25 protein-coding genes and 1 tRNA gene are annotated in these 24602 nt (G+C 64.3%); 9 read left to right on the top strand and 17 right to left on the bottom strand.

Annotated features, from left to right (window positions below):
• Window positions 1-28: 28 nt before the first annotated feature.
• The 6 genes from ACOGXC_RS01460 to ACOGXC_RS01435 all read right to left on the bottom strand — a co-directional run bounded on the left by ACOGXC_RS01460 (window position 29) and on the right by ACOGXC_RS01435 (window position 4373).
• A complete protein-coding gene (locus ACOGXC_RS01460) occupies window positions 29-916 on the bottom strand; it encodes an SAM hydrolase/SAM-dependent halogenase family protein (protein WP_419918958.1) in 888 nt (295 codons plus the stop codon).
• Window positions 917-973: 57 nt separating this feature from the next.
• On the bottom strand, window positions 974-1168 hold the full coding sequence (locus ACOGXC_RS01455; RefSeq protein WP_419918957.1) for a helix-turn-helix domain-containing protein: 195 nt from the start codon (window positions 1166-1168) through the stop codon (window positions 974-976).
• Between the two features lie 145 nt (window positions 1169-1313).
• Window positions 1314-2150 carry a pyrroline-5-carboxylate reductase gene (proC, locus tag ACOGXC_RS01450; protein ID WP_419918956.1) on the bottom strand — a complete coding sequence of 279 codons (837 nt, stop codon included), beginning with the start codon at window positions 2148-2150 and terminating at the stop codon, window positions 1314-1316.
• Between the two features lie 149 nt (window positions 2151-2299).
• Window positions 2300-2788 (bottom strand): YbjN domain-containing protein, encoded by a 489-nt coding sequence (locus tag ACOGXC_RS01445; RefSeq protein ID WP_419918955.1) that lies wholly within the window; start codon window positions 2786-2788, stop codon window positions 2300-2302.
• 124 nt (window positions 2789-2912) lie between these two features.
• On the bottom strand, window positions 2913-4127 hold the full coding sequence (locus ACOGXC_RS01440; protein ID WP_419918954.1) for a glycosyltransferase: 1215 nt from the start codon (window positions 4125-4127) through the stop codon (window positions 2913-2915).
• A 9-nt stretch (window positions 4128-4136) separates the two neighbouring features.
• On the bottom strand, window positions 4137-4373 hold the full coding sequence (locus ACOGXC_RS01435; RefSeq protein ID WP_419918953.1) for a MoaD/ThiS family protein: 237 nt from the start codon (window positions 4371-4373) through the stop codon (window positions 4137-4139).
• 171 nt (window positions 4374-4544) lie between these two features.
• Between ACOGXC_RS01435 and ACOGXC_RS01430 the strand changes: the two genes are divergently transcribed.
• A complete protein-coding gene (locus ACOGXC_RS01430; RefSeq protein ID WP_419918952.1) occupies window positions 4545-5141 on the top strand; it encodes a histidine phosphatase family protein in 597 nt (198 codons plus the stop codon).
• Here the strand turns inward: ACOGXC_RS01430 and ACOGXC_RS01425 are convergent.
• Entirely contained in the window at window positions 5114-5320 is a 207-nt protein-coding gene (locus ACOGXC_RS01425; RefSeq protein ID WP_419918951.1) for a hypothetical protein, read from the bottom strand. The two genes, ACOGXC_RS01430 and ACOGXC_RS01425, sit on opposite strands and share 28 nt — an antisense overlap.
• A gap of 42 nt (window positions 5321-5362) precedes the next feature.
• On the opposite strand from ACOGXC_RS01425, the gene ACOGXC_RS01420 reads away from it, so the two are divergent.
• Window positions 5363-5435 (top strand) — tRNA-Lys (locus ACOGXC_RS01420).
• 109 nt (window positions 5436-5544) lie between these two features.
• Window positions 5545-6297 carry a hypothetical protein gene (locus tag ACOGXC_RS01415; protein WP_419918950.1) on the top strand — a complete coding sequence of 251 codons (753 nt, stop codon included), beginning with the start codon at window positions 5545-5547 and terminating at the stop codon, window positions 6295-6297.
• Between the two features lie 82 nt (window positions 6298-6379).
• On the opposite strand, the gene amt is transcribed toward ACOGXC_RS01415, so the two are convergent.
• The 4 genes from amt to ACOGXC_RS01395 form a co-directional block, all read right to left on the bottom strand.
• The gene (gene amt, locus ACOGXC_RS01410) at window positions 6380-7663 is read right to left on the bottom strand and encodes an ammonium transporter (RefSeq protein WP_419918949.1); all 1284 of its coding nucleotides are present in this window, start codon (window positions 7661-7663) and stop codon (window positions 6380-6382) included.
• Between the two features lie 144 nt (window positions 7664-7807).
• Window positions 7808-8587 carry an aspartate dehydrogenase domain-containing protein gene (locus ACOGXC_RS01405; RefSeq protein ID WP_419918948.1) on the bottom strand — a complete coding sequence of 260 codons (780 nt, stop codon included), beginning with the start codon at window positions 8585-8587 and terminating at the stop codon, window positions 7808-7810.
• A gap of 54 nt (window positions 8588-8641) precedes the next feature.
• Window positions 8642-9730, bottom strand: a complete 1089-nt coding sequence (locus tag ACOGXC_RS01400) for a fibronectin type III domain-containing protein (protein WP_419918947.1) — start codon at window positions 9728-9730, stop codon at window positions 8642-8644.
• Between the two features lie 27 nt (window positions 9731-9757).
• A complete protein-coding gene (locus ACOGXC_RS01395; RefSeq protein ID WP_419918946.1) occupies window positions 9758-13846 on the bottom strand; it encodes a fibronectin type III domain-containing protein in 4089 nt (1362 codons plus the stop codon).
• Window positions 13847-14107: 261 nt separating this feature from the next.
• On the opposite strand from ACOGXC_RS01395, the gene ACOGXC_RS01390 reads away from it, so the two are divergent.
• The gene (locus tag ACOGXC_RS01390) at window positions 14108-14587 is read left to right on the top strand and encodes a hypothetical protein (protein WP_419918945.1); all 480 of its coding nucleotides are present in this window, start codon (window positions 14108-14110) and stop codon (window positions 14585-14587) included.
• Here the strand turns inward: ACOGXC_RS01390 and dut are convergent.
• Window positions 14549-14986 (bottom strand): dUTP diphosphatase, encoded by a 438-nt coding sequence (gene dut / locus ACOGXC_RS01385; protein WP_419918944.1) that lies wholly within the window; start codon window positions 14984-14986, stop codon window positions 14549-14551. The two genes, ACOGXC_RS01390 and dut, sit on opposite strands and share 39 nt — an antisense overlap.
• A 68-nt stretch (window positions 14987-15054) precedes the next feature.
• Between dut and orn the strand changes: the two genes are divergently transcribed.
• From orn to ACOGXC_RS01360, 5 genes are all read left to right on the top strand, one after another.
• Complete coding sequence (orn, locus tag ACOGXC_RS01380) at window positions 15055-15639, top strand: oligoribonuclease (protein WP_419918943.1); 585 nt, start codon at window positions 15055-15057, stop codon at window positions 15637-15639.
• Complete coding sequence (locus tag ACOGXC_RS01375; protein WP_419918942.1) at window positions 15636-16790, top strand: MBL fold metallo-hydrolase; 1155 nt, start codon at window positions 15636-15638, stop codon at window positions 16788-16790. Before orn ends, ACOGXC_RS01375 begins: the two co-directional genes overlap by 4 nt.
• A gap of 369 nt (window positions 16791-17159) precedes the next feature.
• On the top strand, window positions 17160-17498 hold the full coding sequence (locus ACOGXC_RS01370) for a WhiB family transcriptional regulator (protein WP_419918941.1): 339 nt from the start codon (window positions 17160-17162) through the stop codon (window positions 17496-17498).
• Between the two features lie 20 nt (window positions 17499-17518).
• Window positions 17519-17998: a TlpA family protein disulfide reductase gene (locus tag ACOGXC_RS01365; RefSeq protein WP_419918940.1), complete on the top strand. Its 480-nt coding sequence runs from the start codon at window positions 17519-17521 to the stop codon at window positions 17996-17998.
• A gap of 18 nt (window positions 17999-18016) precedes the next feature.
• The gene (locus ACOGXC_RS01360; RefSeq protein ID WP_419918939.1) at window positions 18017-19237 is read left to right on the top strand and encodes a cytochrome c biogenesis CcdA family protein; all 1221 of its coding nucleotides are present in this window, start codon (window positions 18017-18019) and stop codon (window positions 19235-19237) included.
• Here the strand turns inward: ACOGXC_RS01360 and serS are convergent.
• The 5 genes from serS to ctaD are packed head-to-tail and all read right to left on the bottom strand — an operon-like array spanning window position 19202 to window position 24559.
• On the bottom strand, window positions 19202-20521 hold the full coding sequence (gene serS, locus ACOGXC_RS01355; RefSeq protein ID WP_419918938.1) for a serine--tRNA ligase: 1320 nt from the start codon (window positions 20519-20521) through the stop codon (window positions 19202-19204). The two genes, ACOGXC_RS01360 and serS, sit on opposite strands and share 36 nt — an antisense overlap.
• Window positions 20518-21414 (bottom strand): cytochrome c oxidase assembly protein, encoded by an 897-nt coding sequence (locus tag ACOGXC_RS01350; protein WP_419918937.1) that lies wholly within the window; start codon window positions 21412-21414, stop codon window positions 20518-20520. The genes serS and ACOGXC_RS01350 overlap by 4 nt, the downstream gene beginning before the upstream one ends.
• A 16-nt stretch (window positions 21415-21430) precedes the next feature.
• On the bottom strand, window positions 21431-21862 hold the full coding sequence (locus tag ACOGXC_RS01345; RefSeq protein ID WP_419918936.1) for a cytochrome C oxidase subunit IV family protein: 432 nt from the start codon (window positions 21860-21862) through the stop codon (window positions 21431-21433).
• An 8-nt stretch (window positions 21863-21870) separates the two neighbouring features.
• Complete coding sequence (locus tag ACOGXC_RS01340) at window positions 21871-22539, bottom strand: cytochrome c oxidase subunit 3 (protein ID WP_419918935.1); 669 nt, start codon at window positions 22537-22539, stop codon at window positions 21871-21873.
• A 4-nt stretch (window positions 22540-22543) separates the two neighbouring features.
• Entirely contained in the window at window positions 22544-24559 is a 2016-nt protein-coding gene (ctaD, locus tag ACOGXC_RS01335; RefSeq protein WP_419918934.1) for a cytochrome c oxidase subunit I, read from the bottom strand.
• Between the last annotated feature and the right edge of the window lie 43 nt (window positions 24560-24602).

Raw genomic sequence — 24602 nt, 5'->3', positions numbered from 1 at the left:
ACGGCGATAGCGATGGTGGTTCCCGGTCTCATGCCGGCACCTCCGGGGGTCTGGGTTGAAGTTGCACCGGGGTGGCCAAAGCGGACTCCCCCGATTCGACGATGATGGAGTCACCCTCCTTGCAGTTCAACTCCATCGCTGCCGAACCTCGGTTGACCGCAACGGCCGCCAACCCGTAGGAGTCTACCAGTATCCCCAGATCACCAGTGCTCACATCGCTGAAGCAGTTGACCCGGCGGGCGTTGCGACCCACACCGCCCGCGGTGATCCTCAGCACATCACCCATAGGGTCGATGTCGGAGGGGTCGAGGTTGAGCTGCAAGTTCCCGAATCGATCGATCCAAAGCACCTCGGCATCGATCCGGTCGCCGCCGGTACGGCTCACCGGCACGACTCCCGGAGTCAGGGAGTGCATAGGGATCGGCGTGCCCACGTCTTCGAGCCCGACCCCCGAACACAGGTGGGCGGCCACCGGAGCGAACACGTCGCGGCCCGCGAATGTAGGGCCGGGAGAGCGAAGGTGGTATTTCTCGGCGGTCAGCTCCACCACTCGGGTCGCTCCCCCGACCATGGCCACCGCCGGGGCCAGCAGGCCGTTGTCGGGGCCGACCAGCACCGAGGTTCCGCCTCCCACTTCCACCGCCACGGCCCGCCGCTTGCCCCCCACTCCGGGATCGACCACGGCCAGCACCACCCCGGGTACCAGGTACTGGGCGCTGCGAGCCAGGGCCAGGCCCCCGGCCCTGACATCGTGAGGAGCAATGTCATGGGTGATGTCCACCACCACCACCTCGGGAGCCAGAGACCGGATGACCGACTTCACCACCCCGACGAATTCATCACCCAGCCCGTAATCGGACAAGAACGAGACGGTGTCGTAGCGCAAGGCTGCGCCAGTGCCCCGAGGCGGTATCAACCGAGGCGGTACAAACCGGCCCAGGAGTACCGGCCGACCAGGTAGCGATCCACGCCCTCAACCAGCCTGGGTGTAGCGGCTGGCCAGGTAGTGATCCACATCGCTCTCCCGCAATCGGTACGACTTGCCAATCCGAACGGAGGGAAGGTCCCCCGCGTTGATAAGCCGGTAAACCGTCATCGTCGAAACTCTCATGAGAGTGGCAACCTCGGCCACGGTCATGAGTCGCTCCCGTCCTTCAGGCTTTGCCATACCAAAATACCCCTCAACTCCGCGGTAGGGCGATCACCTTATGCCGAGTGGCCGACCGGGTGCCACCCAGTCCCCTCAAATACCCCAAATATCAATATCCACCCCCGCCTCCACAAATGCCCCAAGGACACAAGTGCCCCAAGGATCAGGATTTACCCAGCTCCCGGCTACGCTCGGTGGCAGCGGTCACCGCGGCCACGAAAGCCGCTCCGGCCCGGCGATCCTCCAGTTCAGCGATTCCCCGAGCGGTGGTGCCGCCCGGAGAGGTCACCGCGGCCCGCAGGTCGGCAGGGGCCTCGCCGGACTCCACCAGCAGCTTGGCCGCCCCCAGAATGGTCTGGCGGGTGAGGGCATCAGCCATGGCCTCGGGAAGGCCGACCTTCACCCCCGCGGCCATCAAGGTCTCAGCCAACCAGAACACGTAAGCCGGCCCCGAACCCGAGAGCCCGGTGACAGCGTCCAGCATCGACTCGTCACACACCGCCACCGTGCCCACCGCCTCAAGGATGGTGGTGGCCCACGCCAGGTCTTCATCGGTGGCCCCTCGCCCCGGAGCAATTGCCGCCGCCCCGGTGCCGATCAGCGCCGGTGTGTTGGGCATGGCTCGAACAACCCTGACTTCGCCATCCCAAACCCCCACCAGAGCCGCAGTGGTGACCCCGCCATCCCAAACCGCCTCCAGAGCCGCAGTTGTGACCCCGGCCACGATGCTGAGCACCCTGGTGACACCGGCCTCCCGGAGACGGGTGGCCGCGCCGGCGGCATCATCCGGTTTGACCGCCAAAACCACATCCTCAACCCCATCAATCGGCTGCTCGGCCACGGTCAGGCCAGGGAACCGCCCCGCCAACTCCGCTCGCCGGGCCGGGATCGGTTCCACCACCGCCAGCTCGCCGGGCTGTGCCCACCCGCCGGCCAGCAAGCCACCGAGCAGAGCCTCACCCATGCGGCCGCCACCAATCAATTGCAGCCGAAGTGCCACCTCACTGCTATAGCAGGCGGGCGGCCTCATCACCAGGACTTAAAAATCCCCAAGCCGTAACAGTGGCCGGCAGGAGGACTTCCCCGATCCCCCCACCGGCCAGGAATAATCATTGTATACTGAAAATACATGAAAATCAACTAAAGATGTTAAGGGTTGAACCGTGACTCGTAGCCGATGCGCATGCAGGGACGGAACCACCTCTCCACGTAGGCGTAGAACGAACCCAGAATGCGATCCATCTCGGCCTCGGTCACCGCGTGGACCGGCAACTCGGTAACCAGGAACACGGCATCCTCGACACCGATGGCGAACCGCAACCCGGCCAGATCACGATTGCGGCGCAGCAGGTACTCGTACAGTTGGCCCTCGTTCTCCTCGGGGGCGGGCATGAAGTAGCACTCGCAGTGCAACTGGCGTTGGCCGAGAGTGAACCACACGGTTGACACCGCCTTCTCCTCCCCCACCATCCGCACGTACCAGCGGTGCCGGCCGGGTTCCCCCCGGTCCACCGTCAACACGGTCGGATTGGTTCGGAGCTGATCGTCCAGCCACGCGTCGATGGCCGACCCCAGCGCAGCCAACTCCTCAACCGTCAGCGCCAAATTGCCGCCGGTATCACCACCAGGCCGCGTCATCGACAACCCCACACATCAACACCACCAGGCCGCGTCATCGACAACCCCACACATCAACACCACCAGGCCGCGTCATCGACAACCCCACAGATCAACACCACCAGGCCGCGTCATTGGCAATAAATCACTGGCAATAGACGGGTACTCGGGACTCGACCCTTCGGTAGACGGCCCCCAACGACCGAGCCATGGCGGCCCAGGAGAAGGATCGGGCTCGCTCGGCCGCGTTCATGGCCATCTCCGCCGCCAGCAGCGGGTTGTCCACCAGCGCGGCCACCCGGTTGGCGAAGTTTTCGGGCACAGCCTCGTCCACGAGAAAACCGGTGCGACCGTCGTCAACCACCGCGCGCAGGCCGCCGACGGGGGCAGCCACCACCGGGGTTCCGCAGGCCGCGGCCTCCAGAGCCACCAACCCGAACGACTCGCTCCGGCTGGGAACCAGCACTACATCTGCGGCCCGGTAGTAAGTGGACAGCCAGTGGTGGGGGCAGGGGGGCACCAACGTCACCCGATCCTCCAAACCCAGGGCCTGGATGCGGCCCCGCAGACGCTGGTACTCGTTGTTGCCCTCCGGGCCGCTGGGGCCTCCCACAATGAGCAGCCGAGCATCCTCACGGGCCAGGCAGGCCATGGTCTCCACCGCGACAAGGGGTCGTTTCAGCGGCTGGATCCGGCCGACGAACAGCAGCACCGGGCCGCTACCCAGGCCGAGGGCTCTACGAGCACCCTCCCGATCACCGGGCGAGAACAGGGCATGCTCAACTCCGGGGGCGGCCAGTTCGATCCGCTCGGGCGGGGCGTCGTAGAAACTCCGCAGTTGCTGAGCCTCCGGCTCGCAGGAGGCTATAACCACATCGGCGCAACCGATCACCTCGGTCTCGGCCCGGGCCCGGCGCTCGGACTCAGCGTCGCCGGTAGCCGATTTCACCCGGGCCAGCGTGTGGAACGTCACGGCCAGAGGTACCTCCAGCGCGTGCTTGATCCGGTGACCGGCCACACCGGACAGCCAGTAATTGGCATGGATCACATCGGGATCTCCCTGCCGCTGCAAATCGGCCAGCACGCCATCGGCGAACCGGTCCACCACCTCGTGAAGCTCCTCCTTGCCCAGATCGGGGGACCCGGCGTCCACATGAACCACGGTCACCCCCGGCTCGATGGGCACCTCATCGGCCTGGCCGCCGCGCCCGCGGCGCACATACACCCGGCACTCGTTGCCGGAGTGGGCCAGCGCCGCCGCCATCTCCCGGACATACACGTTCATGCCCCCGCTGTCACCCTCACCGGGTTGGGACAGGGGGGAGGTATGCAGGGACAAGATCGCCACCCGCCGGGTCATGGGATCAGGTTACCCACCCGAGACAGGGGGCAGCACAGCCACCTCATCGCCATCGCTCACTGGCTCGGAGCCGGTGACGGGTTGGCCGTTCAGCCATACCCGGCAAATCTGAAGCTGCTCGGCAAACGCCGGGCCGTAGCGATCAACCGCCGCGGCCAGCACCTGGTTGACGGTGGCCCCCGGAACCTCGTCACGCCCAGTACCCACCGCTTCCCTGATCTGAGCAAACAGCCGCAACGTGGCCATGAGCCCAAGTTTACGGCAATACCCCACCGGGACCCCACCGGGTCGAATCCCCCGGCCTGGGCATAACACCCAACCGGGTCGAATCCCCTGGCCTGGTCAAGTGGCCCCGGAGCAATCCAATCCCCGGCCTGGTCGAGTCACCCCGGAGCGGCGGGCACTACCGTGGATAGCGTGGCTCGCCTTCTTTTGCTCCGGCACGGGCAGTCAACCTGGAACGCCATGCGGCGCTGGCAGGGTCAAGCCGATCCCCCGCTGTCGGACCTCGGCCGGCAGCAGGCAACCGAGGCGGCCGCCCGTCTCGAACCGACCGGCATGGTGGCAACATCCACCCTGCAACGGGCCCGCGCCAGCGCGGCGATCATCGCCCAGGCGTGGGGCTGCGATCCGCCAATCCTGGTCCCCGAATTGATCGAACGAGATGTCCGGGAGTTCTCCGGGCTGACCCGGAACCAGATAGAAGAGCGCTACCCCGGATACCTGGAAACCGGTCGGCGACCGCCGGGCTGGGAGGATGACGAAGCCCTGTCAGCTCGGATCATGGCCGGCCTCGGGCGGCTGGCCACCGTGATCGGCCCCCGGTCGGCAATCGTGGTCACCCACGGTGGGGTTATCCACTGCCTGGAAGCCCACCTGGGTTGCGCCAACGGGCGGGTTCCGAACATGAGCGGCCGGTGGGTGACGGCTCACCCCGGTTCGCTGGTGGCCGGCGAACGGGTGCACCCCCTCGACGGCGTGGATGTTCAGGTTCCGGTGTCGGACCTGCTGTGAAGCCGGGCGGCGCAGTTCTTCAGAACGGGGCGGTGGTCGATGCTCCCATCGTCCTCCGCGGCCCGAACCCGGTTGTGCAGGGCATCCAGGTCGTCCAGGTCGGCAAGCACCGCCTCCACATCGACAATTTCGCCCTCCACCTCACCCAAAAGTGACTCCCAGGTTTCCACCCCGGTCATATTACCGATTCCATCACCGCACTGGGGCGATACAGTAACGATGGGCCGCTAGCTCATCAGGTAGAGCAGGAGACTTTTAATCTCAAGGTGCTGGGTTCGAGTCCCAGGCGGCCTACTTCTCAAGCGCTCCACTCGAGTCCCAAGCGGCCTACCGCTAAGGCATCCTGTTCGAGTCCCAAGCGGCCTACTCACGTACATGTCACTCCAGCTACTACGATGAAGTTATGCGTCGTTCGATTGCTTTGTTCGCTTTTCTGGTTATCGTGCTTATGGCCTGCGGCAGCGATGGCAACGACTCGGCGGAGGAGCCCACCCCTACCGCTACCAGTACCGAGGAGGCACCCGAACCGGCGACCACCCCCGAACCGGTGGATCAAACTCCGGCCGGCGAGGATCCCGACGAGCAGGAACCCACCCCCGCCCCAATTGAGGAACCCACCCCCACCCCGGTCGAGGAGCCCACACCGATTCCCGAGGCAACGCCAGAACCGTTGGAGCGGCCTGAGCCCATCGACCTGAGCCAGCCGGCCTTCGGTAGCTCGTCAAAGCTCAGCACCGTGGGCCTCGGCGGGCTCTACTTCGGCATGACCCCGCAGAGCGCGGCCGAGGCCGTCTCCACCCAATGGACGGGGGACCAGGAGGGTGCCTGTTACCTGGTCGCCCCCGCCAACGGACCTTCGGGCGTGGTGTTCACGGTGCACAACAACACCATCGAGCGAGTGGACATAACCAACGCCACCATCACCACCCGATCGGGAGCCGGAGTGGGCAAAACCGAGGCCGAACTGGATGAGCTGTTCGGGGCTCGACTGCTGAAAACTCCTTACCCTGACGGCAACGGCAACTCGATCCAGTACGTTCCCGTTGACGAGGCCGATGCCGAGTACCGGGTAATCTTCGAAACCAACGGCACCACGGTTACCTCCATGAGAGCCGGCCGGCTCCCCACCGTGGCTCCGGTTGAGCCCTGCACCTGAGCCTCGGCCCTACCGGCCGGTAGCTTCGGTTTTCCACCCAGGATTCAGCCTTCCACCCAGGCTTCGGTCTTCCACCCAGGGGCTACTCGTCGAACGGTTCGGGCATGAGCACGAACTCGGGGTAGGCCTCGAGGCCGAGCTCCCCGACATCTTGGCCCATGCGCTCGACTTCGGGTGACACCCGCAGCCCGAGCAGGACATCCAAGACCTTCCACACCAAGAACGAAACCACGAACACGAACGCCCCAATGGAAACGATGCCCAGAAGCTGTATGTGGAACCGGGCCCCGATGTCGCCATTGATGGTAACCGCCAAGGTGCCCCAGATGCCGGAGATGAGGTGGGCAGGAACCGCGCCAACCACATCGTCCAGCTTGAGCTTCTCCAAGAGCTTGATGCCCATGGTGCACAGCAACCCACCAACCGCGCCGATGACAACGGCCCACCAGTGGTTGACCATTTCCGGGCTCGCAGTGATCGCCACCAGCCCGGCGATTGCCCCGTTCAGACCGGCAAACAGGTCGGTGCGACCAAGCAGGCGCCGCGAGAGGGAGAGGGCGGCGATAACCCCCGCAGCCGCGGCCAGGTTGGTGTTGACCAGTATGTTGCTGATGGCCACCGCGTCGGACGCGCTCCCCAGGGCAAGCTGGGAGCCACCGTTGAAGCCGAACCACCCGAACCACAGGATGAACACCCCCAGGGTTACCACCAAAACGTTGGAGGGGGGGGTGGCCTTCACGCTGCCGTCGCGCTTGAATTTGCCGAGCCGCGGCCCCACCACGATCACGCCGGCCAGGGCGGCCCAACCACCGGTGCCGTGAACTATGGATGAGCCGGCGAAGTCATAGAAGCCCTCCTCAGCAAGCCATCCTCCGCCCCAGGTCCACGAACCCACAATCGGGTAGATGAACGCGGTCAGGATCAAGGTGAACAAGAAGAACGACCACAACTTGATCCGCTCCGCGATGGCACCCGAGACGATGGAGGCGGTGGTGGCTACAAAAACCATCTGGAAGAACCAGTACGACATCTTGGAATATCCCGTATCCACCACATCGGCCACTGCACTCTCCGAGCCACCCAGCAATGCGATCTCATCGGAGCTGGACTTGTAGAGAAACTCCAACGAGCCGATCAGGTCGCCGACATCCACGTACATGAGGTTGTAGCCGATGAAGAAGTAGGCCAATCCGGCAATGGAATATACGCCTATGTTCTTCAGGCAGATCATGGAGGCGTTCTTGGTGCGCACTGCCCCGGACTCCAGCATCGTGAAGCCCGCGCACATCCACATGACCAGTGCTCCCCAGATCAAGAACGCGAAGGTGTTGAAAACAAATTGGGTTTCAAGGTCGATTCCAGGCAAGGCCCCTCCTCAGCCGCTACCCCATGGGGGAGCAGTCAATAAAACGACTGTGATCAGGCTCACCTTATCAAACCGGCAACCACTGGATTTTGATACCGGGGCGAGCCTGGTAGCGAACTTGGTACAAAGCGCGCCGGCGGTGGCTCAGAGAAATGAAACCTCGGGGCGGCGAATGTCGCCGAGGGCTCGAAGCACCGAGTACGCGGTGACCGCGCTGGTTCGAGGGTTGCCGGGGGAAGCGGCGTTCTCGAACGACAGCTCGTACCTGCCGGCCCCACCCGCCGCGCCCACGGTATGACGCACTCCGGTGACTGCCGGGTCGCCCACTATGCGCACCCGCACCCGGTCGAAACCGACGGTGGCCAGCGCCAGGGTGGCGGTCACGTTGGCCGATTCGGGAAAGCGGCCACAAGCCTCACGGGCCGTGCCGCTGAACACCTCGACCGGCTCGGACCCACTGGCCAGAGCATCCCGCATGGCTGCATCCATCCACGGCCGGCTCAGCGCCACCGCAGGCTTGGTGCTGGTGATGAACACTTCCTCCAATGGCCCCAGGAGCATGGCCGCCCGCAGGATGTCCAAGCCCCCGATGGCACCGGTACTCAAGAACAGGTGACCGCCCCCGGCTCCTCGCAACTCGGCCTCAAGATCCTCATCGGCCAACGCACCGATGCTCACCACCAGCAGATCGGTACCCGACTCCCTCACCGCCACCCCGTTCTCCCGGAGCGCGGCGTGGCCGGCGGCCTCCACCACCACATCCGACAGGGAGAGCAGCGAACCCAGATCACCCACCTTGAGCGGGTGCTGAGTGACCGGATCCAAAACCGCGGTCAACCCCACCCCACCAACTGCTCCGGCCGAGAGTTCCCGAGCCACCACCGATCCGATGGCACCACAGCCGATCAGGCCAACACGAAGCACCAAACCAGGTTACCCCGGCGGGTTACCCGGCAGGGGCCGGTGGAGGTTGGTTGGCTAGTTGTTGCAGATGTCGTTGTTCAGATCGGCAACGCTGTCGCCATAGTTGCCGCGACCCAGGCGGCGGCACTCCTCAGCAAGGGCGGCCCTGTACTCGTCGCGGTAGGTGGCAGCCAGGGTGTCGCCGGCTTTTTGGCGGGCTATGGCCTCACGCCGCGTGTAGGGCAACGAGCAGACATCGGCCACACCGTCACCATCGCTGTCCAACGGGTAGGTGGTGGGCCCACCCAAAGAGCGGTTGGCGCAGTAGGAGGGGCCGGTGATGGTCCCCGAGTAGTAGGCGCCCCCGTCATTGGGCGGCGGGAACCCCGGCACAGCCAACTCATCACCCCCACAAGCCCCGCTACCGGGTTGGTTGGCGCATTCGGCGTTGACGAGTCGGCGGTACAAATCGGGATACCGGTTGGCCAGGGTAATCACCGCGTTGTTCCGGGCTATCGCCTCACGCCGGGTATACGGCAAAGAGCAGGTGTCGGCCACCCCGTCACCATCGCTGTCCAAAGCGAACAAGCGGGCCCCACCCAAAGAGAACTCCGCACAAAAACTCGGACCGGTGACCGGACCGGAGTAATAAACCTCATCGCTGGGGGTATCACCACCAGGAGCATCGTCGCCGGAGGTGACGGTGGACGATGTGCCCGCGGGACCGGCACCGACTGCGTTGACGGCCCGCACCTCAAAGGTATAGGTCACCGGACCGGTACCAGTATTAGTACCGGTTATGACCGTGCTCATCGTGGCCGCACCGACATCGGCCCACTCACCGAAACCGGCGCTCCCGACCCGTGTGCGCCACTGCCAACCCGTCACCACAGAACCACCATCGGCACCCGCCATCCAAGTGACGGTGACGGTCCCATCGGTGGCCGTCGCTGTGACGCTGGGAGCAGCCGGTACCGCAGCAGGTGTCGCCGACACCGAGGCCACAGCACCGGCACCCATTGCGTTTTGGGCTCGTATGTGGAAGGTGTAGCTGGTGCCATTGACCAGGTTGGGTACCGGCACCGAGGTGGCATCAGCGCCCAAACCCATCCCGGTCAAATCCACCCACTCACCATCATCAACCCGCAAATGCCAACCCGTCACCACCGAACCCCCATCGGTGCCCGGTGTTCACGACAAAGTCACGGTGCCGTCTCCAGGCATGGTAGTAACCGTGGGTGCAGCGGGAGTGGTAGCAGGGGTTGCAGTAGCAACCCCAACAGCACCGTTGCCCATATCGTTTTGGGCTCTGACCTGAAAGGTGTAGGTAGTGCCATTGGTCAGATTCTGAACCGGCACCGAAGTGGTGCCCGCAGGGTAGTTGGCCCACTCGGCATCGCCGGTGCGCAACTGCCAACCCGTCACCACAGAACCCCCATCACCACCCGGTGTCCAGTTCACTGTCACTGTCTTGTCACCAGCCGTGGTGGTAACGGCCGGCGCATCAGGCACCGTCGCCGGTGTCGCCGTGGCGGTAACGGCAGTACCAGCACCAATCCTGTTCAGCGCTCGGACCTCAAAGGTGTAGGCAACACCGTTGGTGAGACCATCGATGTCGCGGGTGGTGGTAGCGGCAGGCACATCAACCCAAGCCCCGTAACCAGCGGTGCCGGTTTTCATCCGGTACTGCCACCCGGTAACCGCAGCAGCCCACGACGACTCCCCCACCGCCCCACCATCAACAGCGGTCCAGTTCAAAGTAAGCATCGTGTTGGCAGCGGTGGCTTTCACTGTGGGGGCGGGGGGCACCGCTGAGGGGGTGACCGGGGTGGACTCGAACGCCGCCCCAATCACCTGAACATCGGTGGTTATGGCTCGCACCTGAAACGCATAGGCCCGCCCATTGCCCAAACCATCCACCACCAGGCTGCGCGCTGCTGCTCCACCGGTGACATCGGTCCATGAACCGTAACCCCCACCATCGGTTTTCATGCGGTACTGCCAACCCGTAACCACAGAACCCCCCGTGTTCACCGCAGCCCACGACAACGAAACCTGCCCATCACCAGCAACCGCTCGCAGCGAACCGCCTGTCGGTGCGCCCACTGGTGTTACCGGGCCGACCACGCCTGCGGCGGGGCCGGCACCGAACTGGTTCACCGCCCGCACCTCAAAGTCATAGGCCAACCCATTGACCAAACCCCGCACCGGCACACCAACTGATTCGGCCAAATGGCGGGCCGGTGGGGTGATGCGAGCTCCCAGCGATTGCCACGCATCAAAACTGCTGCTACCGCTGCGACGCGTCCGAACCTCGTAACCCAAAACCGTAGAACCACTCTGCGGGGCCAACAAAGAGACCCTCACCTCACCATCACCGGGCACCACCCGCACCTGGCGAGGCGCAGTGGGCGTATTGCCAGGGGTAACCGGCAACGACTGCGCCTGCGCACCCTTGTTGACAGAGGTAGTCACAGTCTCCAAAACACCCTCGCTGTCGAAGGCCATCAAAGCGTTCACCGCCCGCAGGCGGAACCGGTACGTCGAGCCGTTGGTCAAACCCTTTATCACCGCCGAAGTCGTAGACGGCCCCGAACCCGGAACCGGAGTCCAATTTCCATCCCAATCACCGAACGTTGTACTACCCGCGGTTCGTTCCTGTTTTATGTACTCCCAGCGGATGATCGGCGGACCCCCCGAACCCACCGACATCCACGACAGCGTTACCTGACCATCACCACCAACAGCCGTCAACCCTGCGGGGGCGGGGGGTGCCACACCTGGTATGGCTACCCTGTCGGGGTAAACATCGCCGGCTTTGTTGTACAAACCGGCACCGTTGGAATACAACACCGGACCCACCAACCAACCGGTACCGTGCCGGTTCAGCGCCCTAACCCGGAACTCATAAGCCACCCCATTGCGCAAACCCGACACCGTGATCCCATCGCCAGCCACATCGGCGCTGTTCCCAGCCCGATCAGCGAACCTTTGACCCGTATTGGACACCGCCCACGGCGACCACTCACCCCCGGCGGGACGATACGAATACTCCCAAACCGTGTCATCATAAGTACCATCGGTATCGGTGAAAGCATTCTCATAACCAACCACAAACCCATCAGCACGTCTTACAAGCGTCGCTTTGGGTCGGACGATGTTCAACTTCACCTGACCATTACCCGGCACCGCCAACACTTCCGGACGCGTCAAAGCAAAACCCGTCCAACCATCAGCACCGGGCAAAGGCGGAGCCCCGAACACAAACGGTTCCGACTCGACCGCATAACCCGCCCCCAAATCAGACACCGTCCGGGTCCTGAACGTGTAAGTCTCCCCAACCCGGAAAGTGACCTCATCGAAAGTCTCGGTAGCTCTACTCAAGCTACCCTGTTGAGTAGCCCATCCACTCCACGGCCCATCACCGACCTTCCACGAATACTCAAACCGCAAACGCTTACCACCATGAAGATAACTCACAGGAGAGCTTACCCCCATGTGAGGGCGACCATTGGTGCGGGGATCATCAGTATAACCCCTCAAAACCGCCGTCGTCGCCATAGAGGGAACACCCTTGGCGATATTCACCCTCACAACCCCAGACTCCAAACCCACACCCCTGGCATTCTGCGCCCGCAACACGAAATAATGATCCCCCACCTTCAAACTCCCCACACACAACACAACCAAACAGCTAGTTGCATTCTTGTAATCAAAAGTCCGATTCCTGGGCAGCGTCACCGTCAACAACCCCCCACAGGTCGGATCCGCCCCCGCTGTGTTATCACACAAATCATGCCACGACGCGCTGGTCAACCCGTCCACCGTTGTCGCATGTTTCAACTGCCACTTCGTCACCGGGGAACCACCATCGGAACCCGTCCACGACAAAACCACCTGATGCAACCCTATAGTGTAATCCGACACCACCTCCGCAACCACCGCCGGCGCCGGCGGCACCGTACCCGGATAAACAACACCCGTCTCAGCCACCGCACCCGCACCCACACTATTCACCGCCCGCAACCTGAACCGGTACCCGGTGCCCGCCATCAAACCCGGAACCGTGAACGAACTAGTCGCGTAGTCACCCGGTATCGCCACCCAACCACCCCAATCACCATCACCAGCCCACACCGAATACTCATAACGCCGAAACCCCTCACTACCACCACCACTAACTAAATTAGCCGGCTGGTCCCACCCCAATGTCACCGACGACTCCATCACCTTCCTCGTCTTAAACCCACCAGGCACCTCCAGCAGCGCACCCAAATACACGAACCCGGAACGCGCCCCCAAACCCCCACCCAACGCGTTGACAGCCCGCACCTCAAACAAATGACTCTTGGTATTATCCAAACCACTCACATAATAAGACCTGGCCCCGGCCCCACCAGGAACCCTCTGCCACGCCGCGCTACCCAGATCGCTGTAACCCGAACTCGTCCACCGGACTTCCCAACCCGTTATCGGCGAGCCAACCACCCCCGGCGGCTGCCACGACAACAACGCCGACTTATCCCCCGGCATCACCACAAACCCACGAGGAGCCCCCGGCACGCCTGCTACCACCACCGGCCCCACCATACCGGTGGCACCGTTGCCATGCTTGTTGACCGCCCGCACCCGGAACGAATACCCAACATCGTTGGTCAAACCCGTGACCGTGAACGACTCGCGATCCTCAGCCGCCACAACCGCATTGTTCGAAATCAAATCCGGTATCGGCGACCACGCCGACCAACCCCCATCACCTTGTTTGATCGCGTACTCGTACCGCAAAATAGTAGCAAACCCCGACCCCACCACCTCACCCCGAGCCTTGGTCCACTTCAACTCCACCTGGGAATCCCCAGGAACCGCCCGCAAAGCCGCCGGCACCGGCGCAACACCAGACATCAAATACCCATCCGACCGACCAATACCCCGAATTTTGCCCGCTCCCGCAGCGTTCACCGCCCGCACCCAGAACCGGTACCTGCTACCAACCGTCAAACCCGACACCACCACCGACCGAGCACCCCCACCCCCGGGCACCGGCCGCCACACAACCCCACTACGATCCCCCGAAACAGGCGCTAACCCCGTAGAAGTATCCACCACCCTGTCCACCGGCGGAACCCACGTGGTCCCAGCATCAGTCGATTGCGAAAACATGTACTCATAACGCACCTCACCCGACCCCGGTGATTCCCACGACAACCGAACCTGACCACCACCCAACACCTCCACCTTCGGCGACAACGGATACGCCGGCACACCCCCCTGCGCAACCACACCCCCCACCGAAACCAACACCGACCCCAACAACACCAAAACAACCAGAGGCCCACCAAACCGGCGCAACCCCACCCAACCGAAACCAAACCGGTCAACCATCACGAAGCCACCCTTTCCTGAAACGACCAGAACCCCAAAGCCCCAGCCAAAACGAATAACTACTCCACTACACTCTCACACACCCCCCCCCCCCCCCGCGCAAGTACCCCCCACAAAAAACCCGCCACAACCCCCAACAAAGGTGGCAAACTCAAAACCGTGAACGGTGACGTGCGAGTCCGGTTGCCTGCGGCCCCCGAGTACAGCACCATGGCTCGCACCCCGGCCACCCACATTGCTCGACTGCTGGGATTCGCTACCGGTGAGGTATCCGACCTGAGCCTGGTCATGGAGGCAACGATGGTGCTGCTGCTGGATCCGGAGCGGAGCGGCGACTCGATTACCCTCAGCTATCGGGGCAAGGCCGGGATCATGACCATCCAGGCCCGGATCAACCCTGAACCCAACTTCCCGATCCGCCCCGGCAGGATCGACTGGTTCGAGGCCACGGTCGGATTACGGGTGGACTCATGGAAGTTGGACCCGGACCGGCATCGCCTCTGGCTTCAGAAAACCACAGGTTGCATCCCGCAACCAACCTCAACAGTCGCAACCGCAAAAACCACAACCTCAACGCCTGCACCCGCAAAAACCACAACCTCAACGGCCGGTGGAACCGAACCCGCCCGAACCTCGTGACGACGGGGGCAGTTCCTCCACCTCGACAAAGCTGGCCTGCTCCACTTTTTGCAGCACGAGCTGGGCGATCCGCTCGCCGCGGCGGACGGTGAACGGCTCGGTCGGATCGGTGTTGACCAGCAGAACCCTCAGCTCCCCCCGGTAGCCGGAATCGATCAGCCCCGGAGTGTTCAAGCAGGTAACGCCGTGACGCAGGGCCAGACCGCTTCGGGGCTGCACGAACCCGGCGTAGCCCTCGGGAATGGCAATGAACGTTCCGGTGGGCACGAGGCCCCGGCCCCCACCCGGGGCCAACTCCACATCCTCACAAGCCACCAGGTCGGCACCGGCATCGCCCTCGTTGGCGTAGCGGGGAAGAGGCAGATCGGGATTGCTGCGAACAATGGGTATCTCCAACACGGCGGTGAGGTTAGCTAAATCCCGCCGACTCAGGTTCGGCTCCGGCCAGGCTCTAGGGTCAACCCGGGATGCTGGCATGGATCGACCTGGAGATGACAGGGTTGGACCCGACCCGCGACGTGATCGTGGAGATCGCCAGCCTGATCACCGACGACAACCTGGAGCTGGTGGCGGAAGGACCCGACCTGGTGGTGTCGGCCCCCCCGGAAGTTCTGGCATCCATGGAGCCAGTGGTGGCGGAAATGCACACCAAAAGCGGTCTACTGGAGGAGATCACAACGTCAACACTCAGCCTGGAAGCCGCCGGTGAGATGACCCTGGCCTTTTTCAAGATGCACATAGCTAAACCCCGCTCCGTCCCGCTGTGCGGCAACTCCATCGGCGTGGACCGCCGCTTCCTGGCCGCCCAGCTTCCCGATGTGGAGAACTTCCTGCACTATCGCTCAATAGATGTCTCCACCGTCAAAGAGCTGGCCCGCCGGTGGAACCCGCCGGCTTACCGGGGAGCCCCCAAAAAAGCCAAGGGCCATCGGGCCCTGGATGACATCCGCGAGAGCCTGACCGAGCTGCGCCACTACCGCGACAACTTTTTACGCCCCCAAACGGGAACGGGCGAACCTCAAAAGCAGGAACAGGCAGGAACCAGCCAATGACCGGCAAACCCCGCAAGCAGGAGCAGGAGGAGGCCACCACCGACATCGCCGAGGTAGCACCCGGGGTTTTGCGCACAATGCTGCCGGTGGACCTGCCGGGTCTGGGCCATGTCAACTGCTACATCATGGAGGATGAGCGGGGGGTGGCGGTGGTAGATCCCGGCCTACCGGGCCCCGACTCCTGGAACGCCCTGGTCGACCGGCTGAACCGGGCCGGTTACAAGATCGGCGATGTCCACACCGCCATCATCACCCACTCCCACTTCGACCATTTCGGGGGGGCCGAGCGGCTGAGGGAGGAGTCCGGGGCCGATATCTTGACCCACGAGAGCTTCGCCCCGCTGTGGGATAGCGAGGAGGCCGCGGAAACCCATGATGCCGAGGACGGCGCGTCGGAGGAGGAGATCCTGGAGCGAATCGAGGAGACCTTCCGCCGACCCACCCCCTGGGGCACCCGACGAACGCCGCCCCGCCGGGAACAGATCCAGCGATTCCGCAGGATGGGCAACTTCAACGCCCGCTGGTTCCGGACCCCCACCCCCACCGTGACGGTGGTTGACAGTCAGATGATCCGCCTGGCCCGGCGGGAGTGGGTGGCGCTCCATACTCCGGGCCACACCGGCGATCACCTGTGCCTCTACGACCCCGCTCACGGGGTGGTGTTCTCCGGCGACCACGTGCTGCCCACCATCACCCCCCATATTGCCGGGCGCAGCGACACCCGCAGCGACAAGCGCAGCGACACCCAGGACTCGCTGGCCGAGTTCTTCGACTCCTTGCAGCGGATGAATACCCTGGGGAGCACCACCGTGGCCCTGCCGGCCCACGGGCACCCGTTCACCGATATCGGGGCCAGGGCCGACGACATCTGCATGCACCATCACGAACGTCTGGATGTGCTGCGCCAGGCCGGCTCCCGGCTGGGCCGCGCCACGGTCGAGGACTACATGCGAGTGCTGTTCAGCGAACGGGCCTGGGGTGACATGGCCGCCAGCGAGACCTTCGCCCATCTCGTGCATCTGAACGTGATCGGCGAGGCCCACAGGGACATCACCCCCGATGGCCTGGTGACCTTCGAGCTCGAACCGGCACAACCAGATCAGACCGATCGCGCAAACCGGGCAAACCAGGCCGATCGGGAAATGAGTTGATCGGGCAAACCAGGCCGACCGGCACAACCAGATCGGGAAATGAGTTGACATCGCGGCTCATAGGCTGTTGAGTATTGGGCATGTTCAGCAAGAGCTTCCTCGCTACCGGCTGCTCCAGCCGCGACGCGCGCGTAGCAATGCCTGAAATAGCCCGTGTCAGCCAGTATTTCTGGGCCATCAACCCCACACCGGGAACGTTCGGTCACAAGACTACCGGCATCAGGTCTCGGGGAGGATCCACGTAGAGCACCTACAAGGATCAAATTTCCTCCAGGCCGCCGGAACAATCCGGCGGCTTTTTCAATTTACGACCGCCCCCATCCCAACCGATGGGGACGAACAATCCCACCGCCCCGAAAGGAGAAGTCCATGGAGGCGCTGCTTTTCGAGAACGCACCCTGGAGGCTCGATGCCGCATGCCGCACCGACGACGCCTCACTGGGGGAGATTTTCTTCTCCGACGAACTCCAGCACATCTCGCAGGCCAAGGCCATCTGCGCCCGGTGCCCGGTGATGGCCCAGTGCTTGGAGGGTGCCATCACCCGGCGCGAGCCGTGGGGAGTGTGGGGTGGTCAACTGTTCCGCAACGGCAAGGTGCTGACCAGCAAGCGGCGGCGGGGCCGGCCGGCCAAGGTGCTCCGGCCCGAGGACGAGTTCCTCCAGGTGCCGGTGCCCGAACACCTGCGCGACCGGCTCCGCTCCGCCTGATGGCCGGGTGGTACCGCTTGGTGGCACCAGCCACGGCCATGCTCATCGTCATGGTCGCCGGCTCCTGCGCTTCGGGGGCCGGCGACGATGGCTCCCCCGCCGATATGGAGTTCGAATTGCTCGACGGAGGCACGGCCACGGTAGGAGCCTTTCTGGACCGCCCGGTCGTGCTCAACTTCTTCGCATCCTGGTGTGCTCCCTGCAAGGCGGAAATGCCCGCCCTGGAGGCGGTTCACCAGCAGCGCCCCGATGTTGCATTCGTCGGCCTGGCCGCCAACGACACCCGGACCCGGGCCCAAGAGATCGTGGCTGACACCGGGGTTACCTACGCCACCGGCTTGGACCCCGGAGCCGCCATAGGTAACGCCTTCGAGATTCTGGGCATGCCCACCACCTTGTTCATCACCACCGCCGGCGAGATCGCCTACCAGCACACCGGCGGCCTGACCACCGATCAGATCACCCGCCACATCAACACCCACCTGATGACACCCATCTAATGCCGTAACCTTCCGATCATGTTCGAGGTCGAGCTGGCGGTTCCCTTCGGAGCCGGACTGGTTGCCGCGGTAAACCCCTGCGGGTTCGCCATGCTGCCGGCCTACCTGGCCTACTTCCTGGGTATCGGCAACCCCACCCGCAGCACCGATTCGGGGCGCAACATCCTGCGAGGCAATGCGGGGTCTACTGCGGTTACCCACACTGCCGACCACAGCACCGATTCGGGGCGCAACATCCTGCGAGGATTGCTGGTGGGGCTCACCCTCACCGCCGGGTTCGTGGCCTTCTTCGGTGTCATCGGCGCGCTCACCTCGTCGCTCATCGCCACCTCCACCATCGCCGACCGGGGGCCGTGGATCACGCTGGTGGTCAGCGGCCTCATGGTGGTTCTGGGCATCGCCATGCTGTCCGGTTTCGAACCCAAGTTGTCCATCCCCCGCCTCTCCAGGGGAGGCGACAGCCGCGGGTTGACCTCCATGTTCCTGTTCGGGGTGTCCTACGCCGTGGTGTCGCTGGGATGCGCCAGCCCGGTGTTCTTCGGCAGCGTCAGCGGCTCGTTCAGCGCCGACGGCTGGTGGGAGGGCACCCTGCGATTCTTGGCCTACGCCCTGGGCATGGGGCTGGTTATCACGCTCTTGACAATCACAGTGGCGCTGGGGCGATCAGGAATCACCACCCATATGCGCCGGCTGCTACCCCATATCAACCGCATCTCCGGAGGTTTCCTGGTGGTGGCCGGAGTGGTTCTGGGGTTCTACGGCTGGTGGGAGGTGCAGGTTCTGCTCCAGGACGACATCGACGCCAACAACCCGCTGGCGCAGGCCTCCACCCTGGTATCCACCCGCCTGGAGAGCTGGATAGTGGATGTGGGCGGCACCCGCTTCGGTTTGGCCATCGCCATCTTGCTGCTGGTCGCCCTGCTCCGATTCCTGCGCCATAGCATTCCCCAACCCTGGCACCTCGCCGCTCAGGTGGTGGTGGCCGCGGGATACGCCCTTTCCGAGGCGATTCAGTACCGGGGCAACCTGCTGGTGCTGCCGATCCTGCGAACCGTCGCCGGCATCCCCGAGCGGGTGGGCCATTGGTTCACCGATCCCTGGCGCTGGCCGGTGTTCTGGGAAGTGCTGGCCGCGGTGATCGTGGCCCTGGTGCTCTGGGTGCGCTTACGACCCCGGCGCGACCGGGAATCAACAACCACCCCATCATCCGAGGGTGCTGCGTCCCAGGTAGGGACGTAGCACTTCGGGCACAGCCACCGAGCCATCGGGTTGGCGATGGGTTTCCACCAGGGCGGCCCATACCCGGGGGACGGCCAGGGCCGAGCCGTTTAGGGTGTGCAGGATGCGGGTGCCCTTGCCCCCCTCGGGGCGGTAGCGCAGGTTGGCCCGGCGGGCCTGGTAGTCGGAGTACCAGGAGACCGACGACACCTCCAACCACTGGTCGGCACCGGGGGCGTAAACCTCCACGTCCCACGACCGGTGGTGGGCCTGGCCCAGATCACCGGTGCAGATGTCCACGATCCGGTAAGCGAGACCGAGCTCGGCCACCGCGGCCTCGGCCCGCTCCAGAATCTCGGCGTGTACCGCTGGAGCCTGCTCGGGGGTGGCGTAGGCCAGGATCTCCACCTTGTCGAACTCGTGAACCCGCAACAACCCCCGGGTGTCGCGACCGGCGGCCCCGGCTTCCCGGCGGTAGCAGGAGGTGTGGGCCATCATCCTCTTGGGCAGCTCGGCCTCATCCAAAACCTCGCCGGAGGCCAGCGAGGTGAGCGGCACTTCGGCGGTGGGGATTACCCAGAGATCATCCCGTTCCAGGAAGTAGGCATCGTCGGCGAACTTGGGAAGCTGGCCGGTGCTCACCATGACCTGGCTGTGAACCAGGGTGGGGGGGCGGACCTCCTCGTAGAGGTCGGCGTTGCGGTCGAGCCCGAACTGGACCATGGCCCGGGCCAGGGCTGCCCCCGGACCCCGGAGCATGGCGAACATCGAACCCGACAGCTTGGCCGCCCGCTCCATGTCCAACCAGCCGGCCTCGACCGCGAACTCCCAGTGGGGCAACCGCTGGTGCTCGCCGTAGGAGTCGGGCTCGAAGTTCTCCACCCGCAGGATCGGGTTGTGGGTTTCGCCGGCCCCATCGGGCGCATCTTGAGCAGGCAGGTTGGGAATGCGCAGCAGCAAGCCGTGAATCTCGGCCGCCACGGTGTCGGCCTCGGCCGCCAGATCCTTCTGCTGCTCACCATGCTCGCGGCTCTCGGCCGCCAGATCCTTCTGCTGCTCACCCCAATCGCGGCTCTCGGCCGCCACGGTATCGGCCTCGCGGCTGTGGCCCTCCCGCTTCAGCCGGCCGACCTGCTGGGAGAGCTCCCTGACCCGGTGGCGAGCAGCATCCCGCCGGGTGGTGAGATCGCGGTGACGCTCATCGAGGGCAGCCACCTGGTGGAGCTCGGAAAGGTCGATCCCCCGGCGGGCCAGCGCATCCCGCACCGCACCGAAGTCGCTGCGCACCAGGCGAAGATCAATCATCGGGAGCCGTTGGAGACACGAGAACCGTTGGAGACACGGGAACCGACCGGGGAGGCAGCAACTCGACCGGGGGTCACCCGGCGCATCCGGATATCGGCCCTTTGCTGGGCACCGGCCCAGCGGAAGAACAGAACCCCGATCCACGTCCACAGGTACATGCCGCCCACCAGCTTCATGATGAGACCGGCGGCCTGCTGGTCGGCCTGCACTCCGATGCCCCACAGCCTAACCTGGTGGTCGTAGGCGCTGTAGACCGCGCCCTGGGCGAAGGTCAGGAACGCTCCGGGAACGGTGGGTACCACCGACATCAGGAACAGGTAGATCATCCGACCGGGGGAACCCATCCGCAGTTCGGGGATGGGGCCGCACACCGGCAACCACATCACCAGCGCCGAGGCCAGCAGCAGCAGGTGCACGAAGTAGTGCAAAGCGCCGCTTTCCACCGAGGTGTTCACCACCCAGGGTATGTGGCTCACCGCCACCATGAAGTTGAACAGGACCCCGGCCGCCACCGGCCGGGCCAGCCGCCGCACCCACACTCCGACGCTGCCGTCACCGCTGAGCATCAGCCGGGCCAGCCACTCGGGCATCGCCAACCACAGCAGCGGGGGCACCACCAGGGTGAGGATCAGGTGCTGGACCATGTGAACCGAGTAAAGGTACTCCTCGGAGATGTCGTGCATCGGCCAGTCCCCGGCCACCCACAGCAGCACCAGCGCCCCGGCGAAGGCCCAGAAATGGCGGCGGGTGAACGGGGCCTGGCCCGGGGGAGCCGCCTTGGGGGCGATGACCCGATGGGCGTACCCGGCCATGGCCACCCCGGCCAGCAGGATGATCCAGACCTCGACATGGGGTTGGTACCGCCAGATATCGCTGTTGGCCGCGAGGACCACGGGGGTTGCCGCCCGTCTACCAGAAGCGGAACGCGGTGAGCATCACCATGTATACCGCCATGGCCAGTATCAGGCCGAAAACGAACAGCTTCCAGAAGATGGGGGCATCGAACTTCAGGTGCATGAAGAAGGCCACCACCAGGAAGAACTTGAGCAGCATCATGGCCACGAGCATCACGATGATGGCGGTGTCACCCCACCCGTGCACGGTCTCGAAGTAGGTGAACACCTCGAAGGCGGTGAGAAGCGCCAGGGCGATGGCCACCTTGACATAGAGCCAGTCGCTGGGATGGGCGTGACCGCCACCCGATGCATGGTCGCCGGAGGATTCGGGAACAACGGTGGCGTGGTCGCCGGAGGACTCAGGAACAACGGTGGCGTGGTCGCCGGAGGACTCAGGAATAACGGTGGCGTGGTCGCCGGAGGACTCAGGAATAACGGTGGCCATGGCGGGTCCTATTGGGGGAAGAGGTACACGACCGTGAAGAGCACGATCCAGACGACATCGACGAAGTGCCAGTACAGGCCGATGATCTCCACCTTCTCGGCCCGATCCTGGGAGAGGTTGCCCCGAAACGACATCACCAAAAGCGACATGAGCATGATGATGCCGATGGTTACGTGAGCTCCGTGGAAACCGGTCAGCGTATAGAAGGAGGATCCGAACAGGTTGGTGGTGAAGCCGAGGCCATGCTCGTAGAAGTCGGTGAACTCGTACACCTGCCCGGCCACGAAGATGGCTCCCAACGCGGCGGTGGTGGCCAACCAGATGCGATTGCCCCGGATATCCCCCCGGGCGATGGCCGACACCGCGAACACCATGGTCAGCGAACTCATCAGGAGCACGAACGAGCTGACCGAAGTGAACGGGATGTCGAACACGTCGTCGGGGCCGATGTCGTCGGGGCCGATACGCCCCTTGTTGAACATGTAGGTGGAGAGCAACCCGCCGAACAGCAGGCACTCCGACCCCAGAAACACCCACATGGCCAGCTTCTCGTTGGAGAGACCGGTGCTGGTGTGGTGCCCCTCGTGGGGGTGCTCCTCGGTGAGGGGGCCGACGGTCTCGTCGCGGTGCCCCTCGGCGGGATCGTCAACCCCGGTGATCGTTGGATCCGCAGTCATGGTTTCAACCAACGGTCACTGCCTCCTCGGGTTCGAGGTGGTTGCCACCACCCTCGTCGTGGTCATGGTGGTCGCCGGCATCGGGATCGTCGGCGGGCTCCAGGATCCAGCCGTAAATGGCCCCCACCAGCAGCACGAGCCCGGCGGCGGCCAGCCACAGGTTGTAGATGATGCCGTAACCCACCAGCAGGATGCCCCCGCTCAGCACGATCGGCCAGTACGACGGGGAGGGCAGGTGCACATTGGTGTTGCTGCCGTCGTGGGCGATGTCGGCCGCGGATGCGACCCTGACCACCCGGTGGTTCTCATCCACACCGTACTTGCGGTGCCAGAACTCGTCCTGGCTCTCCACGGTGATCTCCCGGTCGAAGTTGTGCTCGGGCACCGGCGAGGCGGTCATCCATTCCAGGCCCCGGGCGTCCCACGGGTCGGGACCCACATCGGGCCGGCCGGCTCGCCGCCAGTTCCGGGTGCTGGCGTACACGTTCCACAAGAACATGGCCACACCGATGGCGATCACGAACGCCCCCACCGTGGCCACCGCGTTCCACAGGGTGAAACCCTCATCGGCCCGGTAGGTGGCGATACGCCGGGACATACCCTGGAGTCCGAGGATGTGCATGGGACCGAACGTGAAGTTGAAGCCTATGAGCATCACCCAGAAGCTGGCCTTGCCCCAAGCCTCGCTGAGCTTGTAGCCGAACGCCTTGGGCCACCAGAAGTAGAAGCCCCCGAACAGCCCGAGCAGAGCCCCGCCGAAGATCACGTAGTGGAAGTGGGCCACGATGTAGTAGGTGTCGGTCTGCTGGGTGTCGGACGGTGCGATGGAGTGGGTGACCCCCGACAACCCGCCGATGGTGAACATGGATACCACGCCGACGGCGTAAAGCATCGGGGTGGTGAACCGGATCCGGCCCCGGTACATGGTGGCCAGCCAGTTGAGGATCTTTACCCCGGTGGGTACGGCTATGAACATGGTGGACACCGAGAACGCAGCCACCGACAGCGGGCCGACCCCCGAGGTGAACATGTGGTGGGCCCACACCCCCCAGCCCATGAAGCCGATGGCGATGCCGGAAGCAACCATGAAGTGGTAGCCGAAGATGGGTTTGCGGGAGAAGGTGGGGATGATCTCCGACACGATCCCGAAGGCGGGCAGGATCAGGATGTACACCTCGGGATGGCCGAATATCCAGAACAGGTGCTGCCACAGCAGCGGGTCGGCCCCCGCGGCCACGTTGAAGAAGTTCGCGCCCCACAACCGGTCGAACATCAAAAGGAACAGGGCCACGGTGATCACCGGCAGGGCGAACAGCAACAGGAACTGGGTGATGAGCAGCATCCAGGTGAGCACCGGCATCCGGAAGAAGCTCATGCCCCGCGTGCGCATGTTCAACACGGTGACGATCAGGTTGATGGAACTGACCAGCGAGGCGATGCCGGTTATCTGAAGGCCGACGGCGTAGAAATCGATGCCCTTGGAGGGTGAGAAGGGAAGTCCGCTGTTGGGGGCATAGTTGAACCAGCCACCATCGGGGGCGTTCTGGAACCAGCCGCCGATGAAGATCGAGGAGGTGAGCAGCACCCCACCGGCCAGAAAGCACCAGAAGCTGAAGGCGTTGAGGCGGGGGAAGGCCACGTCCCGGGCCCCCACCTGGAGGGGGAGCAGGTAGTTGGCGAAGGCCGCAGCCATGGGCATTATCACCAGGAACACCATCGTCACGCCGTGCATGGTGAACACGCCGTTGTAGGTGCCGGCCCCGATGACCGAGCCGTTGGGGGTGGCCAACTGCAAGCGGATGAATAGGGCCTCGGCCCCGCCCACCAGGAAGAAGAACAGGGCGGCAGCACCGTACATGATGCCGATGCGCTTGTGGTCCACGGTGAACAGCCAGCTCTGCCACCCCTCGCTGCCCCGGGGCCGGGAGAACACCCCGAGGGGACGGTGGGCAACCGCGGGACCCGCCGGCAGCGCGAGGGTCTCCCCGCCGGGAGTGACCCTCCGGTCGGTGACCGTCACCGGTTCTTCCGATCAACGTTATGCGATTTGCGGGTGGCAGCCA

Source organism: Candidatus Poriferisocius sp. (genome assembly GCF_965202595.1).
Taxonomy (GTDB): Bacteria; Actinomycetota; Acidimicrobiia; order Acidimicrobiales; family Bin134; genus Poriferisocius.
The sequence above is the reverse complement of the archived record's forward strand: the minus strand, read 5'-3'. Positions and strand labels throughout refer to the sequence as shown.

Bases quoted from the DNA above. Each gene is read 5' to 3' on its own strand.
- ACOGXC_RS01445 (WP_419918955.1), bottom strand. From the start codon at position 2,788: ATGACGCGGCCTGGTGGTGATACCGGCGGCAATTTGGCGCTGACGGTT.
- ACOGXC_RS01340 (WP_419918935.1), bottom strand. From the start codon at position 22,539: ATGACTGCGGATCCAACGATCACCGGGGTTGACGATCCCGCCGAGGGG.
- ACOGXC_RS01370 (WP_419918941.1), top strand. From the start codon at position 17,160: ATGGAGGCGCTGCTTTTCGAGAACGCACCCTGGAGGCTCGATGCCGCA.
- ACOGXC_RS01440 (WP_419918954.1), bottom strand. From the start codon at position 4,127: ATGACCCGGCGGGTGGCGATCTTGTCCCTGCATACCTCCCCCCTGTCC.
- ACOGXC_RS01345 (WP_419918936.1), bottom strand. From the start codon at position 21,862: ATGGCCACCGTTATTCCTGAGTCCTCCGGCGACCACGCCACCGTTATT.
- ACOGXC_RS01435 (WP_419918953.1), bottom strand. From the start codon at position 4,373: ATGGCCACGTTGCGGCTGTTTGCTCAGATCAGGGAAGCGGTGGGTACT.
- ACOGXC_RS01375 (WP_419918942.1), top strand. From the start codon at position 15,636: ATGACCGGCAAACCCCGCAAGCAGGAGCAGGAGGAGGCCACCACCGAC.
- ACOGXC_RS01360 (WP_419918939.1), top strand. From the start codon at position 18,017: ATGTTCGAGGTCGAGCTGGCGGTTCCCTTCGGAGCCGGACTGGTTGCC.
- serS (WP_419918938.1), bottom strand. From the start codon at position 20,521: ATGATTGATCTTCGCCTGGTGCGCAGCGACTTCGGTGCGGTGCGGGAT.
- orn (WP_419918943.1), top strand. From the start codon at position 15,055: ATGCTGGCATGGATCGACCTGGAGATGACAGGGTTGGACCCGACCCGC.
- ACOGXC_RS01425 (WP_419918951.1), bottom strand. From the start codon at position 5,320: ATGACCGGGGTGGAAACCTGGGAGTCACTTTTGGGTGAGGTGGAGGGC.
- ACOGXC_RS01415 (WP_419918950.1), top strand. From the start codon at position 5,545: ATGCGTCGTTCGATTGCTTTGTTCGCTTTTCTGGTTATCGTGCTTATG.
- ACOGXC_RS01455 (WP_419918957.1), bottom strand. From the start codon at position 1,168: ATGGCAAAGCCTGAAGGACGGGAGCGACTCATGACCGTGGCCGAGGTT.